The 15177-nt window shown below is 70.1% G+C and carries 15 protein-coding genes and 1 pseudogene; 5 read left to right on the top strand and 11 right to left on the bottom strand.

Annotated elements, in window-relative coordinates; translation table 11 throughout:
- Nucleotides 1-93: 93 nt before the first annotated feature.
- Entirely contained in the window at nt 94-1347 is a 1254-nt protein-coding gene (urtA, locus tag ACFRAC_RS27130) for an urea ABC transporter substrate-binding protein (protein WP_382931374.1), read from the bottom strand.
- Between the two features lie 342 nt (nt 1348-1689).
- Here urtA and ACFRAC_RS27125 point away from each other — a divergent pair, with 342 nt between their 5' ends.
- Nucleotides 1690-2175 (top strand): MarR family winged helix-turn-helix transcriptional regulator, encoded by a 486-nt coding sequence (locus tag ACFRAC_RS27125; protein ID WP_382931365.1) that lies wholly within the window; start codon nt 1690-1692, stop codon nt 2173-2175.
- Here the strand turns inward: ACFRAC_RS27125 and ACFRAC_RS27120 are convergent.
- From ACFRAC_RS27120 to ACFRAC_RS27100, 5 genes are all read right to left on the bottom strand, one after another.
- Nucleotides 2132-3250, bottom strand: a complete 1119-nt coding sequence (locus tag ACFRAC_RS27120; RefSeq protein ID WP_382931356.1) for a substrate-binding domain-containing protein — start codon at nt 3248-3250, stop codon at nt 2132-2134. The genes ACFRAC_RS27125 and ACFRAC_RS27120 overlap by 44 nt on opposite strands.
- 183 nt (nt 3251-3433) lie before the next feature.
- On the bottom strand, nt 3434-4198 hold the full coding sequence (locus ACFRAC_RS27115; protein ID WP_382931353.1) for an alpha/beta hydrolase: 765 nt from the start codon (nt 4196-4198) through the stop codon (nt 3434-3436).
- A gap of 225 nt (nt 4199-4423) precedes the next feature.
- Nucleotides 4424-5263: a hypothetical protein gene (locus ACFRAC_RS27110; RefSeq protein WP_382931349.1), complete on the bottom strand. Its 840-nt coding sequence runs from the start codon at nt 5261-5263 to the stop codon at nt 4424-4426.
- Nucleotides 5264-5589: 326 nt separating this feature from the next.
- The gene (locus ACFRAC_RS27105; RefSeq protein WP_382931343.1) at nt 5590-6696 is read right to left on the bottom strand and encodes a PP2C family protein-serine/threonine phosphatase; all 1107 of its coding nucleotides are present in this window, start codon (nt 6694-6696) and stop codon (nt 5590-5592) included.
- Nucleotides 6697-7250: 554 nt separating this feature from the next.
- Nucleotides 7251-7577 (bottom strand): hypothetical protein, encoded by a 327-nt coding sequence (locus ACFRAC_RS27100; RefSeq protein WP_382931335.1) that lies wholly within the window; start codon nt 7575-7577, stop codon nt 7251-7253.
- A 462-nt stretch (nt 7578-8039) separates the two neighbouring features.
- Between ACFRAC_RS27100 and ACFRAC_RS27095 the strand changes: the two genes are divergently transcribed.
- Complete coding sequence (locus ACFRAC_RS27095) at nt 8040-8273, top strand: GntR family transcriptional regulator (RefSeq protein ID WP_382931322.1); 234 nt, start codon at nt 8040-8042, stop codon at nt 8271-8273.
- A 75-nt stretch (nt 8274-8348) separates the two neighbouring features.
- Here ACFRAC_RS27095 and ACFRAC_RS27090 read toward each other — a convergent pair whose 3' ends face one another.
- Nucleotides 8349-8651: a hypothetical protein gene (locus tag ACFRAC_RS27090; RefSeq protein ID WP_382931910.1), complete on the bottom strand. Its 303-nt coding sequence runs from the start codon at nt 8649-8651 to the stop codon at nt 8349-8351.
- A gap of 505 nt (nt 8652-9156) precedes the next feature.
- Entirely contained in the window at nt 9157-9621 is a 465-nt protein-coding gene (locus ACFRAC_RS27085) for a hypothetical protein (protein ID WP_382931306.1), read from the bottom strand.
- A 536-nt stretch (nt 9622-10157) separates the two neighbouring features.
- Here ACFRAC_RS27085 and ACFRAC_RS27080 point away from each other — a divergent pair.
- On the top strand, nt 10158-10397 hold the full coding sequence (locus ACFRAC_RS27080; protein ID WP_382931303.1) for a hypothetical protein: 240 nt from the start codon (nt 10158-10160) through the stop codon (nt 10395-10397).
- A 96-nt stretch (nt 10398-10493) separates the two neighbouring features.
- On the opposite strand, the gene ACFRAC_RS27075 is transcribed toward ACFRAC_RS27080, so the two are convergent.
- From ACFRAC_RS27075 to ACFRAC_RS27065, 3 genes are all read right to left on the bottom strand, one after another.
- Nucleotides 10494-10952, bottom strand: a complete 459-nt coding sequence (locus ACFRAC_RS27075) for a pyridoxamine 5'-phosphate oxidase family protein (RefSeq protein ID WP_382931298.1) — start codon at nt 10950-10952, stop codon at nt 10494-10496.
- Between the two features lie 79 nt (nt 10953-11031).
- A complete protein-coding gene (locus ACFRAC_RS27070; RefSeq protein ID WP_382931294.1) occupies nt 11032-11538 on the bottom strand; it encodes a DUF3291 domain-containing protein in 507 nt (168 codons plus the stop codon).
- A 101-nt stretch (nt 11539-11639) separates the two neighbouring features.
- A complete protein-coding gene (locus ACFRAC_RS27065; RefSeq protein WP_382931288.1) occupies nt 11640-12206 on the bottom strand; it encodes a dihydrofolate reductase family protein in 567 nt (188 codons plus the stop codon).
- Nucleotides 12207-12640: 434 nt separating this feature from the next.
- On the opposite strand from ACFRAC_RS27065, the pseudogene ACFRAC_RS27060 reads away from it, so the two are divergent.
- Nucleotides 12641-13560, top strand: a pseudogene (locus ACFRAC_RS27060) (NADP-dependent oxidoreductase).
- 241 nt (nt 13561-13801) lie between these two features.
- Nucleotides 13802-15037 (top strand): threonine--tRNA ligase, encoded by a 1236-nt coding sequence (thrS, locus tag ACFRAC_RS27055; protein ID WP_382931282.1) that lies wholly within the window; start codon nt 13802-13804, stop codon nt 15035-15037.
- Nucleotides 15038-15177: the final 140 nt, after the last annotated feature.

Raw genomic sequence — 15177 nt, 5'->3', positions numbered from 1 at the left:
AGGCGGCTCCGGATCGGGGACGGAGAGTGCGGGCGCGGGGCGGGCCCGGCCTGGGAGGAAGGACCGGGCCCCGCCACGAGGGGCCGAGGGGGCTCAGGAGAGACCGGAGGCCCAGTCGTAGCCCTTGAGGTACGGGTCCGGCTTGATCGGCTTGCCCGAGTTCCACACCTCCGTGATCTGGCCGTTCGCGCCCACCTTGCCGATGCGGGCCGTCTTGTGGACGTGCTGGGTGGCTCCGTCGACGGTGACCGTGCCCTCGGGGGCCTCGAAGGTGATGCCGTCCGCGGCGGCCTTCACCTCGGCCACGTCGAAGGAGCCGGCCTTCTCGACCATGGCCTTCCACAGGTACACGGAGGTGTAGGCGGCCTCCATGGGGTCGGAGGTCGGCTTGTTCTTGCCGTAGGCGGCCTGGTACGCCTTCACGAACTTCGCGTTCGCCGCCCCAGGAGTGGTCTGGTAGTAGTTCCAGGCCGTCAACTGGCCCTCCAGGTACTGGGTGCCGATGCTCTTCACCTCCTCCTCGGCGATGGACACCGACAGCACCGGCAGGCTCTTCGCGGTGAGCCCCGCCGACTTGTACTCCTTGAAGAAGGCCACGTTGCTGTCGCCGTTGAGCGTGTTGAACACGGCGTCCGCGCCGGCGTCCTTGACCTTGTTGACGATGGTGCTGAACTCGGTGGAGCCGAGCGGCGCGTAGTCCTCGCCGACCACCTCCATGCCGTGGGCCTTGGCGTACGCCCTGATCTCCTTGTTGGCGGTGCGCGGAAAGACGTAGTCGCTGCCGACCAGGTAGAGCTTCGTCAGGCCCTGCTTCTTGAGGTAGTCCAGCCCGGGAACGATCTGCTGGTTGGTGGTGGCGCCGACGTAGAAGATGTACGGGGACTGCTCCAGGCCCTCGTACTGCACGGGGTAGAACAGCAGCGACTTGTTGCGCTCGAAGACCGGCTTGACGGCCTTGCGGCTGGCCGAGGTCCAGCAGCCGAAGGTGGCGACGACCTTGGAGTCCGTGATCAGGGTCTGCGCCTTCTCGGCGAAGGTGGGCCAGTCGGAGGCGCCGTCCTGGCTCACCGGGTCGAGTTTCTTGCCGAGGACGCCACCGGCGGCGTTGATTTCCTTGACGGCGAGCAGCAGGGCATTGTGGACGGTCACCTCGCTGATCGCCATGGTGCCCGAAAGCGAGTTCAGCAGACCCACCTTGACGGTGTCACCCGAGGTGTCGGCCTTTGCGCCGGCGGCGGACGAGGTGTCGCTCCCGGTCTTGGCGCCGCAGGCGCCGAGAGCGGCGGACGTGCCCAGGACGGTGAAACCGGTCAGGAGACCGCGCCTGCTGATGCTGGAGCCTGGCATGCAGAACCTCCGTGCCCAGAGGGGCTGTTGAGGAACGGATGGAGGACGGGGCGAAACGCTCTTCAGAGCGGCGGGCGGCGTTGGCGCGCGGGCCAACCAGCCGTTGCGGGGTGACCTCCGGGCTGGTCGCTGAAGTGCGTCCACAGCCTGCGGCGAAACTGTTTCCACGGTGTTTCCGCGTAATTGAGGACCAGTATCCAACAGCCTTAACGGCCGCATTTATTGCTTCCCCGGGAAAGGATCAGATTGCGGCAATCCCCTGTAATCGTTGAGACGTTGAGAGGTACGCTCGTCCCGTCCCCACGGCGGGGGCGTACCCCCGGACGCATGCTGAGGAGTGCGATGGCGAGGCGGACCCGGCGGCCCCAGGAACTGCTTCACCTGCTGACGCGGGCCGAGCGCCTTGCGGTGGGGCGGGTCCGGTCCGTGCTCGACGAGTTCGACTGCTCCGTCGAGGCGTGGCGGGTGCTCGACGTGCTCTCCGACGGCGAGGGGCACAGCATGACGGCCCTCGCCGACCACGCCTTCCTGCCGGCGCCGACCCTGACCAAGCTGATGGACCAACTCGTCGACCAGAACCTGGTGTTCCGCCGGATCGACCCCGCCGACCGGCGTCGGGTACTGGCCCAGCTCACTCCGCGCGGGAGGCAGCGCCGGCAGCAGATCTCGCGTGCGATCCGGGCCGACTGGGACGCAGCGGACCCCCTGGGCGGGGAGGGCGAGGAGGAGGAACTGAAGATCCTGCTCGATCGGCTCGCCGACGCACTGGAGGGAAGAGGCCCGCTCACAACAGCTCGTGCGGAGGGCGGAGCTGGGCGAGAACGGTGAAGTCGAGGCCGTCCGCCTGCGCCAGGTAGATGCGCTGGCGCACATGCCGTCCGTCCAGGCTGAGCAGGCCGCGCGGACCTTCGTAGGCCACGTTCTCGGCGGCCGCGCCGATGGCGGACACGTCCAGGGTGCGGGCCCGTTCGATGAGCGCCGCGAGCAGCAGTACGCCCTCGTAGCAGGACTCGCCGAGGCTGCCGGGCACCGGTGCCTCCACTCCGAAACGCCCGGCGTAGCGGCCGTGGAAGTCCAGCGTGTTGCGGTCGGCCAGTGAGGCGAAATAGCCGGCCGTGCTGTAGAGGTCGACGGCCGCCTCGGGTCCGCTTGCCAGCAGCATGTTCTCGTCCATGAGCGTGCTCAGTCGCAGGCAGCGCTGGTCGAGTCCGGCGGCGGCGAAGGCCCGGTTGAAGCGGACCGCGTCGCTGCCCACCAGAAGCATCAGCACCCCGTCGGCGTCCGCTCGCTCGACGCGCCGCAGAAGGCCGGTGAAGTCCTCGGTGCCCAGCGGCAGATATGCCTCGCCGCAGATCCGCCCCTGGCTCGCGCGGGCATAGTGACGGGCGGCGCGGGCTGTGCGCCGGGGCCAGACGTAGTCGTTGCCGACGACGAACCAGCGGCGCACACCCCGCTCCTCGGCGAGCAGCCGTATCGCGGGCAGGAGTTGCCACGCGGGCGTCTCACTGGTCAGGAAGACGCCGTCGGTACGCTCGCCGCCCTCGTAGAGGGCGGTGTAGACGTACGGCACCCGGTGCGCGATGCGTGGAGCGACAGCTTGCCGTACCGAGGAGATGTGCCAGCCGGTGACCCCCTGCACCGCGCCCGTCGCCACCAGGGCCTCCACCTCGTCCGCGACCCGCCGGGGATGCGCACCGCCGTCGATCTCCAGCAGCCGCAGCTCCTTGCCGAGCACACCCCCCGCCCGGTTGACCTCCTCGGTGGCCAGCCGCGCGCATGCCTCGCAGGTGGGCCCGAAGATGCCGGCGGGCCCCTGCATCGGATAGACGAGCGCCACGTTCAGGGTCGACCCGTCGGCCGTGAACCACTCGGGGGCGTGAGGACGGAGCGGCGGCCGGTGCATGGGCCCCATGATGGCCGCCCGGCCTCCGGGGCCCAAGCGGCCGTTCGCTCCATGAGACCGGCGCATGGGTGCACCCCGCGGCCTGTTCTCTTCTCCCCTCCGCCCCCGAGCGGGTTCCTCGTGTCGTCGGCAGCATGGCGGCTGCTGCCCCCTACGGGCCGCCGGGGAGTCGGCGGCCCGGAGTCACCTCAGGTGCCGGGTGAAGAACCGGGCCGCCGCGTCTCCCGCGAACTCGGGGACGCCGGTGTGTCCACCCATGGTGGCGTGCAGCGTCTTCTCCTTGGAGGCGAAGGTGTCGAACAGGTCCAAAGACGCCTGCCGGTCGTTTCCTTCGTCGTCCCACTGCAGCAGGACGTGCAGCGGAACGGTGACCCGGCGCGCCTCCTCGAAGACGGCGCGTGGCACGAAGCTGCCGGCGAAGAGAACGGCGGCCGAGATACGGGGGTCGACCGCCGCGAGGCGAACGCCGATGGAGATGATCCCTCCCGAGTACCCGACGGGGCCCTCGATCTCGGGCAGTGCCAAGAGGGCGTCCAGTGCGGACTGCCACTCCGGGACCGATGTGTCGACGAGCGGGAGGATCAGGGCGTCGATGATCTCGTCGCTGACCGGCTCGCCGGCCACCTTGACCCGACGCAGCTCGGAGCGGGCGCCCTCGACGGTGCCCCAACGGGGCCTGTCACCGCTGCCGGGAAGCTCGATGGTGGCCGCGGCGAAGCCGTCGGCTGCGGCGTGCCGGGCTCGCACCACCAGCCGCGGGTACATCGTGTCCAGTCCGAGCGGGGGGTGGCCGAGCAGGATCAGCGGCACCGGCGCGGATGCGGATGCGGATGCGGACGCAGAGGCGGATGCGGGGGTCCAGAGGATTCCGGGAATCTCGCCCAAGGTGAACGAGCGTTCGACGACGCCGTCGTCGAGGTGCCGTTCGGAAAGGAAGCGAAGGGTCATGGCCGTGCCTTTCGGGAGTGCGCTCGAACGGCGCTCCCGGACGACCTATCGCCCGACCGTGACCCCCGAGGAGAGCACCCACGTCGATACGTTCACGGGTACCACCTCCTCGCTCTCTCGCACGGCCTCGGCGAACCTAGCAGCACCGGTGATGGCGCGCCAAAAGGTTTTCGTGGCGCCGCATGACACCCCGCCACAGCGGGATCACGCGGCCGCCAGGTCGCTTCAGTGGTCGGTGTCGTTGTCTCCCTCGGGGGCGAGCAGGGCACGGGCCGCCGACACGAAATCACCGCGCGCCGCCTCGAACCGGGTCAGGGCGTCGGCGTGCTCGCTCCCCATCCGCAGGGCCGCCTCCCACGACGGGTCGCTCAGCAGGGCGCGCGTCTGGGCTGCCGTGAACAGGCCGCACCCGTCCAGGGCCTCGGTCGCACGCTGGTGCGCGGCATCGTAGGCGTCCCGGCGGATCTGACCCTGCTCGAGGCGATACGCCGCCTCACGCAGCTGGGTGAGCGCTTGATGTGCGGTGCGGGCCAGGGCGGACGGCGAACCGCCGTCGGAGCCGGCCGCCGTCGCGCCACCGGCCGTGCTGCTCAGCAGTCGCATGGCGGTCGCCCGCGGCGCCAGCCGCAGGGCGTGTTCAGCAGCCGTCAGACAGCGTTGCTGCGCAGTCCGCGCCAGTACGGTGAGCGACGCTGGGCCCTCCAGTTCCACGACCGCGAAGGCCGCCGTCACCGCACGCGACGCCGTCGGTAGACCGCCTGACGCCTCCTCGTGACCGGCGTCGAGGAGTTCCGGCCGCGCCGTCAACTCCTGTACCTCGTCGAGCGCCGTGACGAACCCGGCGTAGGCGTCGCGCCTGATCTCCCGGCGCCACTGTTCGTGGGCGGCGCGCTGTGCCGCGTACGCCTGGTCCAGCGCCGCCCGGTAGGTCGTGTCCGCCTGCGCCAGGACCGCGTCGGCCTGCGCGATCGCGCCGCGCAACTGGATCCGGGCGGCCGCCAAGGCGCCCAGGGCACCGGCGGCCACGCCCAGCAGCGTGCACACGGCACCGACCACCGTCTCCATGCCGTCACCGCCCACGCGCGAACGCAATTCGCGCGGGCGCCAGTTCGTGCTGTGCGGACGATTCTCGGAGCGTGGTGCGTCGACTGGGCATGGGTCCGATCCTGCCATCCACCCCTGGACGGGCGGGCGTTGACCGCCCATAGGGACAGCGGAAACGCGTACGCAGGCTCGGGGTCGGCGCCGGTACGTCACGAACCAGTCGAGCATCGGCTCGGGCTCCGCTGGACGTGGAGGTAGCCGTCCCGGCGCGCCGTCGTGCCGTGGAGCGGGATCTTCGTCTCCCCCGGCTCCATGAAAACCCGGCCCGGCACGTCTGACAGAACCGGTCAGCCCTGGCCGAGGGGGTCGTCGGACAGGCGGTACGCGGCCAGGGCGGCGATGTCGTCGTCGAGGTGGCCGTCGGAGAAGGTGACCAGGTCCTGGTGGAGACGGCTCAGCAGGTCAAGAGGAGACAGGGCGACCCACGGCCGGATGCGCTCGTGCAGCGGATAGAAGGAACCGTGGGTGTCGCGGGTCTCGGTCACGCCGTCGGTGTAGAGCAGCAGCAGGTCGCCGGGGCGGAACGGCATCACGTCCAGGCAATAGTCGACGCCCAGCAGAACGCCCAGGTTCAGGGGCAGCCCCGGATCGGACGGATGCAGTTCGGTGACGCCGTCGGGGTGCAGCCGAAGAGGGGGCGGGTGGCCGCAGTTGACGAGGCGGACCACAGGCTCGTCATCGGGTACCTCCGCGAACACCGCCGTGACGAAGCGCTCCGCCATGTCACTGCCCGGCAACTGCGCCGCCCTGCGGCTGATGCTCCGCTCGACGCGGCGCGCCACACCGACCAGGTCGGGCTCTTCGTAGGCGGCCTCACGGAAGGCGCTCAGCATCGTCGCGGCCGTCTCCACCGCCCGCAGCCCCTTGCCCCGTGCGTCGCCGATGAGGAAACGGACTCCGTGCGCGGTGGCGACCGCCTCGTACAGGTCACCGCCGATCCGTGCCTCTGCCGCGGCGGAGAGGTAGAGCGCCTCTATCGAGACCCGGCCCAGCCGGCGGGGCACGGGGCGCAACAGCACACGCTGCGCCGTCTCGGCCACCGAGCGCAGGGTCGCGAGCGTGCGCTCACGGCGCATGCGGTGGGAGGCCAGAATGGCGCCGAGTACGCCAAGGAGAGCGGTGCAGACGTAGGCGCCGACATAGTTGCGGTTCCAGAGATAGCCCACCATGCGTCCGGCGCAGCACGGCGTACCGGCCAGCACGCCCTCCAGTACGACGGCGAAGACCGTGACGGCCAGGACGGCGGCAGGGCCGTGCGCGTAGGCGGCGACCACCGGAAGCGCGATGAGCAGGAAGCTCACCGGCCACTGCACCGGCGTGATCGGCTCGAGCGCCAGCACACCGGCCACGTACAACGCCGGTAGCCAGCGCATCCAGGCGGACGGCGTGGGCACCCGTGGGCTCGCACCGTCCTGCGGCGCTGCACGGCGGCTGGTGCCGTCGACGCCGCTCCGTCGGGCCGGCCATCTCACCACCGGCTCCGGCCCAGGTCCTGACCCTGGTCACGGATCGACCGTCGCGTGCCGTGCATACGAACCCCTGTCACAGACTGATCACCACCACCAGGGTTTGCATCCTAATAGGCTGACATTCCGGATTTGTTATGACGGGCAGACCGATACCCCCGGGAAACACGCTCCTGCGCCCGTGACGCGCCGGAGGCACTGCGGCCCCCACACCACACCCGGCCCGTACCGCATGGTGAGTGGTCAGGACGTCGTCGCGACCCGGTCGGACTCGCCGCGCAGCACGCAGAACTCGTTGCCCTCGGGGTCTCCGAACACTCCTTAGATCACCTTCTGAGGAGTGGCCCCAGTGGCAACGAAAGCCCAGGTCAGGGAGGTTCCGCATATCTGCTAAGAGCAACGCACGCCAACGAAGAAGCCCCCAGCGTGCTCGGGATGACTCCTGAGCGCCTGGGGGCTTCTCTGTCGTTGGCGGAGCCGCCTTACGGCTTCATGGCTCGCATGCCCGCTCCGATGTCTCTGCCCGCTTTGGCGTACCGGGCAACCGTGCCGCCATCGCCCACAGCACGCACGGCAATGGGCAGCACTTCGCCCAGCGCTTCCACTACTCGCGCCAACACGAAGTTGGCTTCATCTGCGCTGAGTTGGGCACCTCCGATCATGGTTCCGGCAAGCGTGTGCCACACGGCGGCAGTCTCCAGAGCCGTCACGTCCGCCATGGCGTCAAGGAAACCGCCCGGCTCCGTGCGCGCGTATGCCGTCTTACCGGTTACAGCGTCGTACCCCAGTGGGCGAAATCCTTCGTTCATGCGGCACGCCCCTGGGGACCGTACGGGTAGTCAATGCCGAACGTTGCGAGTGCTGCCGCTGTGCGCCGTTCGACCTGCCGTTCCCTTTCGCGCTGCCGTTCGTGAGCGATGACGAACGGGCGCACGAGGGGAAGCCGGTCAGCGTCGATCACTTCGGGCTCACCGCGAAGCGGACGGGACGCCCTGTGCGTCGGCAATGGGCGGGGAACACGGCGGACGGCGGGGGCAGGCGTAGCGCGACGCTTCCCCTGGGCGGGCAGGAGCCACGCAATGAGCGCAGCGATAAGGTTCCGCATTAGGTCGACTCCTAGTCAGTCGGCTCAGCCCCAGGTGTCGACCCTTGCCCGGTCGCCCTGGGGCGCTTTCGTTTCCGGCGGGATTGCCGGGCCACCCAGGTTACGCGAGCTTGCTATAGCTCGCTATCCCTAGCCGTACTTTGCCGCGGCGCGGAACATTGATCTTGTGGAGCTAGACCCGACCCGCGCAAAGTGGGTACAGATCAGCGCTGAGATTGAGCGGCGTATTGACGCTGACGTGTACCCGGCGGGCTCGAAGCTGCCCGGCATCCTGGCGTTGTGCGCTGAGTTCGGCGTGGCCCAGGTGACCGCGCGGAAGGCGCTTTCCGACCTACGTGAGCGCGGGCTCATCCGCACTGAGAACGGCATCGGGTCGTTCGTCGCGGACGGCGCCAGCTAGCCGTTGCCGCACGCGAGTTGACGGGTTGGGCGAAGCCGCCACGCACCCGCCGAGCTGGGGGTATCCTCAGAACTGCTAGTTGTGAGTGTTCGGGTCCGCGAGAACGGCCCAGTCCGAGCCGTCGGAGTTGCGGAGACCAGCGACAAGGGTGGCACCGAGGCCCAGCAGCCGGTCCACCTCCTGCTCACGCGAGGTGACCGACCCCCGGCCGGCCGCCGCGGCCAGGAGGCGGTAGAGGACCGGGACCGGGATCGCCGGGTTGGTGGCCGCCTCGTAGGCGGTGTCGCGGTCGTGCAGCAGCCGGGACAGGACGCGGGCCGGAAGCCGCGGGCTGCGGATCGCGGCCGCGCGGACGTAGTCCTTCGGGTCGCTCAGCAGCCTTACGGCGTCGGCCGGTGCCAGTCTGGGGTCCACGGCGGCTCGGAGCCTTACCTCGGCTTCGGGATCGCGGGAGAGTCGTACGACGTCGGCGGCGGTGGACCGCGGATCGTCCAAGGCCAGCCGGCGCATCCGCCCGTCGGGATCGTCGGCGTGACGCAGCAGGCCGGTGCGGGGAAAGTTCAAGTAGTCGTGGGGGCGGCCAGGGTGGCTGAAACTGCCGTCCCACCAGCGCCAGACCTCCAGCAGCATCTCGGCTGGCGCGTCGTCGCAGGATTCGGCGAGGAACAACTGGACCAGGCGGTCCTCGTCCCGGCCAGACGCTCCACCACATCCGGCGGAAGGTGCTGGGCACGCGCCACGCTGCGGCGGACGAGCGGATGGGACGAGGCGGCCAGGCGACGCATCGCGTCGGCATCCCCGTGCAGACTCTCCACCCAGAGCAGAACGGACGACATCGACGTCAGGTCGAAGTCATGGTGCCCCGCCGCCCTCTGCTCCTCGGTCAGGTCGGGGCGCACTGCCCCCACCAGCGGAGGTCATCGCAGGCGTCACCCGCCAGGACGGCGACACCCCACGGGCTGAGCCTTGGGTTCGCGGCCAGCGCCCGACGAACTCCCGTGTCCCTGTCCCGGACCAGATCCGCCTCCAGTCCGGGCGCCAGGCGGCACTGTCCGAGCGCGCGCCGGGCTTCGGGCAGCGAGGTCAAGACCTCGCGCGGCATTGGCACGGTGATGTGGTGGGCCAGCACCGCGGTCGCGCGGACCGTGCCGTCGGGATCGGTCAGCAGCCGCTCCCGGACAGGAGCGGCAAGATCGTCCCACCGGCCACAGGCAGCCGCGCGTACGCCGGGGTCGGCGTCGGCCGCGAGGGCCGGCAGGCGGTGCGCGGGGACACCCGGGAGTTCGGCGGCCTCGGCGCGGCAGGGACCGGTGAGGAGGACGTCGTACAGGTCCTCAGGGAGACGCACACCTCGGGCGCAGGCGCGGGTGGCCCAGAGCACGCACCGGCTCGGCGACGGTTCGGCGCGGAGCCGGCGTACCCACTGCTCCGACGTCAGCTTCGGCCGGAACGTGTCGGCGGTGCCACCGCGTACCTCCGGATCGGGGTTGGGCCAGCGCGGCGTCCAGGACGGCGGGCCGGTCGCAGCTGTGCAGGAAGCCCGGCGCCAGATCCAGCAGCTCGATCAGCAACGCGTCCGGCGCGGCAGGGTTGAGCCCGACCCCTTCGGCCCAGTGGGCGGGCCGTGCCGGTTTTCCGGGTACCGCCGCCCACACCTCGTCGCGTTCGGCCTCGGTCTCGCTCCCCGGCGGCCTCGGCGGTCTCCTCCAACCGCTCGGGCAGCCGGTCGAGCGCTGTGATCCGGGGCCCGTCCGCTCCGGGTACTTCCGCGAGCAGCACCTGCCCGTTCAGGGACAGGGCCACGAAGCCGGGGCCGCCCGAAAGTCCCGGGACGTCACCGGCCGAGCGGACCCGGGTCCACCTGGCGTCCTTGCCGCCGATCCGATGTCCACGGACGGCCACCAGGAACTCGCCGTCACCATCGGCGGGGCGGTCCCACCATGTGTCGTCGGGCGCCTCCCGGGCCGCGTCGTCCGGCGCCGCGATGCCCCGGGCGACGCGCCAGCCGGGCTCGGGCGGGAACAGGCTGCCGGGGCGCACTTCCGCGAGCACGATGAGCCCAGCGCGGACCAGCAACTCGTTGAGGCTCTCTCGCGGCGGCACGCGATCATGATCCTCTCCTGATCCAGGTCGGACAAGCGCCTCTCCATCTGTTTGCGAACCGCCGCCGCCGTCACCGCCCCCGTCGCCAACTGGCTTCGCACATGACCGCTCGGACAGCTAGTCGTCGATATCGAGCGCAGTGCCGTACAGGCGGTCCACCTTCAACCGGATGACCATGCGGCGCTCTGCGACCAACTGCTCCAGGAACGCGGCTTCGTCCTCCGGCTTCGCCGCAGGCGGGATCATCGCCAGGAGTTCCCGCCCGACGGCGTCACCGGCCGCGGCCGTGCTCTCGGAGACCTCGGCCTCGCCCTCGGCGACGGCGAACGACCACACGTCGCCGCCCTGCACATGAAGCGCCGCACGCGGGTTGCGCCGTAGGTGCGCGACCTTGACCCGGTCCGCCGTCGTCGAGAACCGCACCGTCCGGGCTTCGGCATCCCAGCTGTACAGCATGGTGGTCAGGTGGGGGTGGCCACTGCGCTTGACGGTGGCGAGCGTGCCGAACTGCTGCTTGCCGAGCAGGCGGGAGAGGGCTTCGTCGGACAGGGGGCGAGGTGCTGGCCTTTGAGTCATGACGTGGTCAACGTCCTTGCTCGGGCGGCAATTTCACGGACGTGACTTCAGGGCCGTTTTCCAGCCGGACAACCGAACACTAGAGCGCCGAGCAGCCGAGCCCTTCCGGTACTTCGCCAAGAAGGGGGGCGGCGCCGCCGGGCGGGAACGACGTGCGCAGAGTGAAGGCGTACGGGGTCGGACCGTGGGTGCGCAGGTGCAGCAGACGCGACTCCGCTTCGGCAACGGTCGGACGGTGGCCCTCCGGCACCCACCACAGCGTGGTCATCGCCTCCTGGACGCGCTCGAACCACTCGCGCCGACGGCTGAGCATCTCCCGGTGGCGGCCCTGGTACATGAACGCGGTCAGCGTGTCGGTGTCCCGCCACACCGACATGTTGATGATCAGCCATGGGTCGCCGAAGACGGGGATGGCCGTCGCGTCGCCCTCCTCACTCTGCAGCCGCCACACGAATCCGTCGGCGGCGTCGGCGTCGGCGTTGACCGGGTCCAGGTTGTCGACGAAGCCCTTCAACAAGGGAGTGTCCAAGGGGGCTTTGAGTCGGGCGATGTTCACCTGGGCGAGTTCGTACGCGGTGTCGGTCATGTACCGGACGTTAGGCCGGGGTCGATGCGCCGAGGTACCCCCGTCTCATCAACCGGGCACGCGTGAGCGCGTGTTCAGGGCATCTTCTCGTGCTTTGCCGCTCAACGCCTCGTCTCGTACCGGGTCATGACCACGCCGCCGGGAAACGTCCGCGTGTCCAGCGTGTTCAGGTTCACCCAGCTGTCGAGCGCGGTGAAGAACGGTGTACCGCCGCCCACCATGACCGGATGGGTCGCGACCACGTACTCGTCGACCAGTCCGGCGCGCACGGCCGCCGCGGCGAGTGTCGCGCCGCCGATGTGCATCGGGCCGCCCTCCCCGGCCTTGAGCCGCGTGATCTCGGCGACCGCGTCGCCGGTGACCAGGCGGGCGTTCCAGTCGACCTTGTCGATCGTCGAGGAGAACACCACCTTCGGCGTGTCCCGCCAGGCCCGCGCGAACTCCATCTCCGCCGGGGAGGCGCCGGGCTGCTGGTCGCCGGTGGGCCAGTACGAACTCATCGTCTCCCACAGCTTGCGTCCGTACAGTGCCAGATCACAGGCCTGCTCGAGGTCGAGCCACCACTGGAACAGCTCCTCGCTCGGCGGACCGCTCCAGCCGATGTCGTCACCTGCCGCGGCGATGTAGCCGTCCAGGGACACGTTCATGCCGTAGATGAGTTTCCGCATGGCGCAGCTTTCCCTCCGTCGATGTCTGTCATGGAGACCCGCGCGGCGCGGGAAACTCATCGGTGCGCGATCCGTCCTCGCCGGTCGTCCTCGTCCTCGTGTTCGTGTTCGTGTTCGATACTCAGCGTGATGTACGTCGGTGACGCGGGCAAGCCACCCCCATCGCGTCCTCGCCCTCGCCCTCGGCGACCCGCAAATGGACCAGTGAGAGCGAGCATCAATGGCCCACATTTTTGGGCCGCCCCGGCCCTAGGGTCGCGGACGTGACCGCACCGGGCGCCTGTCAGTCGTGCCGTATGCCCCGCCGTGTGCGATAACGGGGAGGACGGGTGCCGGGAGCGGTCGCGGCGGGCGACCCGCTTCCCGCGGGAACGCTCGCGTCATCAGGCGCGATGTCCGCTCCCTGATGTCCCTCCTGACTCCGAGGACCCCTCATGCAAGCCATCACCGTCCAGGAACGTGACGCCGGTGTCGGTGGCCTGACCCTCTCCGAGGTGGCCCCTCCGCACGCCGCCGAGAACGACGTGATCGTCGAGGTCCACGCCGCCGGGTTCACTCCCGGTGAGCTGACTGGCCCAGCACGTGGACGGATCGGGCAGGTCACGACCGCGCCCCGAGCGTGCCCGGGCACGAACTTTCCGGCGTGGTCACCGCGCTCGGCTACGGCACCACCGGCCTGACCATCGGCCAACGCGTCTTCGGTCTGACCGACTGGGCTCGCAACGGCTCACTGGCCCAGTACACGGCTGTCGAGGCGCGCAATCTCGCCCCGCTCCCGGCCGACGTCGACCACATCACGGCCGCCGCCCTGCCGATCTCCGGGCTCACCGCCTGGCAGGCGCTGTTCGACCATGGGCACCTGACCACCGGGCAGACGGTGCTCATCCATGGTGCGGCGGGCGGCGTCGGTTCCCTCGCCGTCCAGATGGCGCGCGAGGCCGGCGCGCGGGTGATCGGCACCGGGCGGGCGGACGACCGTCAGACCGCCCGCGACCTGGGTGCGGACGGGTTCGTCGACCTCGATGCCGAGAAGCTGGAGGAGGTCGGCGAGGTGGACGTCGTGCTCGACGTGATCGGCGGCGAGATCCTCGAACGCTCGGCCGCCCTCGTCCGCCCGGGTGGCACCCTGGTCACCATCGCCGAACCGGTCACCGTCCACCCCCGCGGTGGACTCGGCGTCTTCTTCGTCGTCGAGCCGGACCGGACCCGCCTCGCCGACCTCGCGCAGCGGGTGCGGGACGGCCGGCTCAAGCCGATCGTCGGCGCCGTCCGCCCGCTCGCCGAGGCGGGTTCCGCGTTCGTTCCCGGCAAGCGCGTTCACGGCAAGACGATCATCCGCGTCGCCGAGAGCTGAGCCGACAGGCCCCAGGACGAGGACCAGACCCGGAACCGGACTCGGCCCCGCGGGGAAAATCACCGTGTGAGCGTCACGGCGCCCTGCTAGCGTCTGCGGCATGAAGCGCGCTGCCATGACGACGACGCCGGAGAGTGTCCCGGCGCGCTGACAGACGACCTGATCCGAAGCCCCGGGGCGAGTGCCCCGGGGCTTCGGCGTAGGTCCGGTCACTCGCTCCGCACTCAGCAGGGAGAGCAAGATGACCACCTCGCAGGACCATCGCAGGCTCGGCCGTGAACTCGGCCTGTTCGACACCGATCCGCTGATCGGTGCGGGGCTGCCGTACTGGCTTCCCGACGGCGCGGCCGTGCGGCACACCCTGGAGGAGTACATCCGTGGTGCCGAGCGGCGGGCCGGCTACCAGCACGTGTACTCACCCGTCCTCGGCAAGCGGGAGCTGTACGAGATCTCGGGGCACTGGGCGCACTACAGCGACGACATGTTCCCGCCGATGGACCTCGGCGGTGAGCAGGTCGTCCTGCGGCCGAGTCTGTGCCCTCACCACGCGGTGATCTACCGCTCCCGTTCCCACAGCTACCGTGAACTCCCGTTGCGCATCGCCGAGTTGGGCGGCATGTACCGTTCGGAGCTCTCCGGTGTACTCGGCGGGCTGACCCGAGTGCGGGCCATCCAGCTCAATGACGCGCACATCTTCTGCACCCTCGACCAAGTCGCCGAGGAGGCGCGGGCCGCACTGGAGATGATCCGCCGGGCCTACGACGCACTCGGCATCGCCCCGGCACGCCACCGGCTCTCCCTCCCGGGCCCCGGCGGCAAGTACGTGGCCGCGCCGGAGAAATGGCGGCGGGCCACCGCCCTGCTGACCGACGCCCTCGACCGCTGCGGGCTGCCCTACGAGGCGGCCGAGGGCGAGGCCGCGTTCTACGGCCCCAAGATCGACGTCCAGGTCACCGACAGCGCCGGCCGGGAGTCCACCCTCTCCACCGTCCAGGTCGACTTCCACCAGCCCGAGCGGTTCGACCTGCACTACATCGGCGCGGACGGTGCCCGACACCGCCCGGTCATGGTCCACCGCAGCATCATCGGCAGCGTGGAACGTGCGGTCGCCCATCTCATCGAACAGCACCAGGGCGCCTTTCCCGCCTGGCTCGCCCCGACCCAGGTGATCATCCTCCCGATCTCGGACGACGAACTCCCCAACGCCGTCACCCTGGCCCGGCGCTGCGCCGGTCTGGGGCTGCGGGCCCAGATCGCGGGACCGGACCGCGGCACTCTGGGCGCCCGCGTCCGGGAGGCCCGCCTGGTCCCCTACCAGGCCGTCATCGGTGCCAAGGAGGCCGCCGACGACAGCGTGGCACTGCGCTTGCGCGACGGACGCCGACTCGACCCGCAACCGGTCGCCGACGTCCTCGCCCGAATCGGCGCTCTCGTCGGGGATCACCGCACCGACCTGTGGCCGGACGTCGTCTCCTAGCCGGAGGTCGGTGACGATCTTGCCCTGTACGTGGCGTGCGGCTAATACTCCAGCAGGATTTCGCTGCCTGACCAGGTCTTTCCGCCGGGTGGCGGGAGTGTAGCGGGACTTCGATCGTGCGGGGGCGGTCTCATGGAGAC

This window comes from Streptomyces sp. NPDC056628 (assembly GCF_042792555.1).
Taxonomy (GTDB): domain Bacteria; phylum Actinomycetota; class Actinomycetes; order Streptomycetales; family Streptomycetaceae; genus Streptomyces.
Note: the sequence above shows the minus strand (reverse complement) of the source record. Positions and strands in the feature narration are given on the sequence as shown.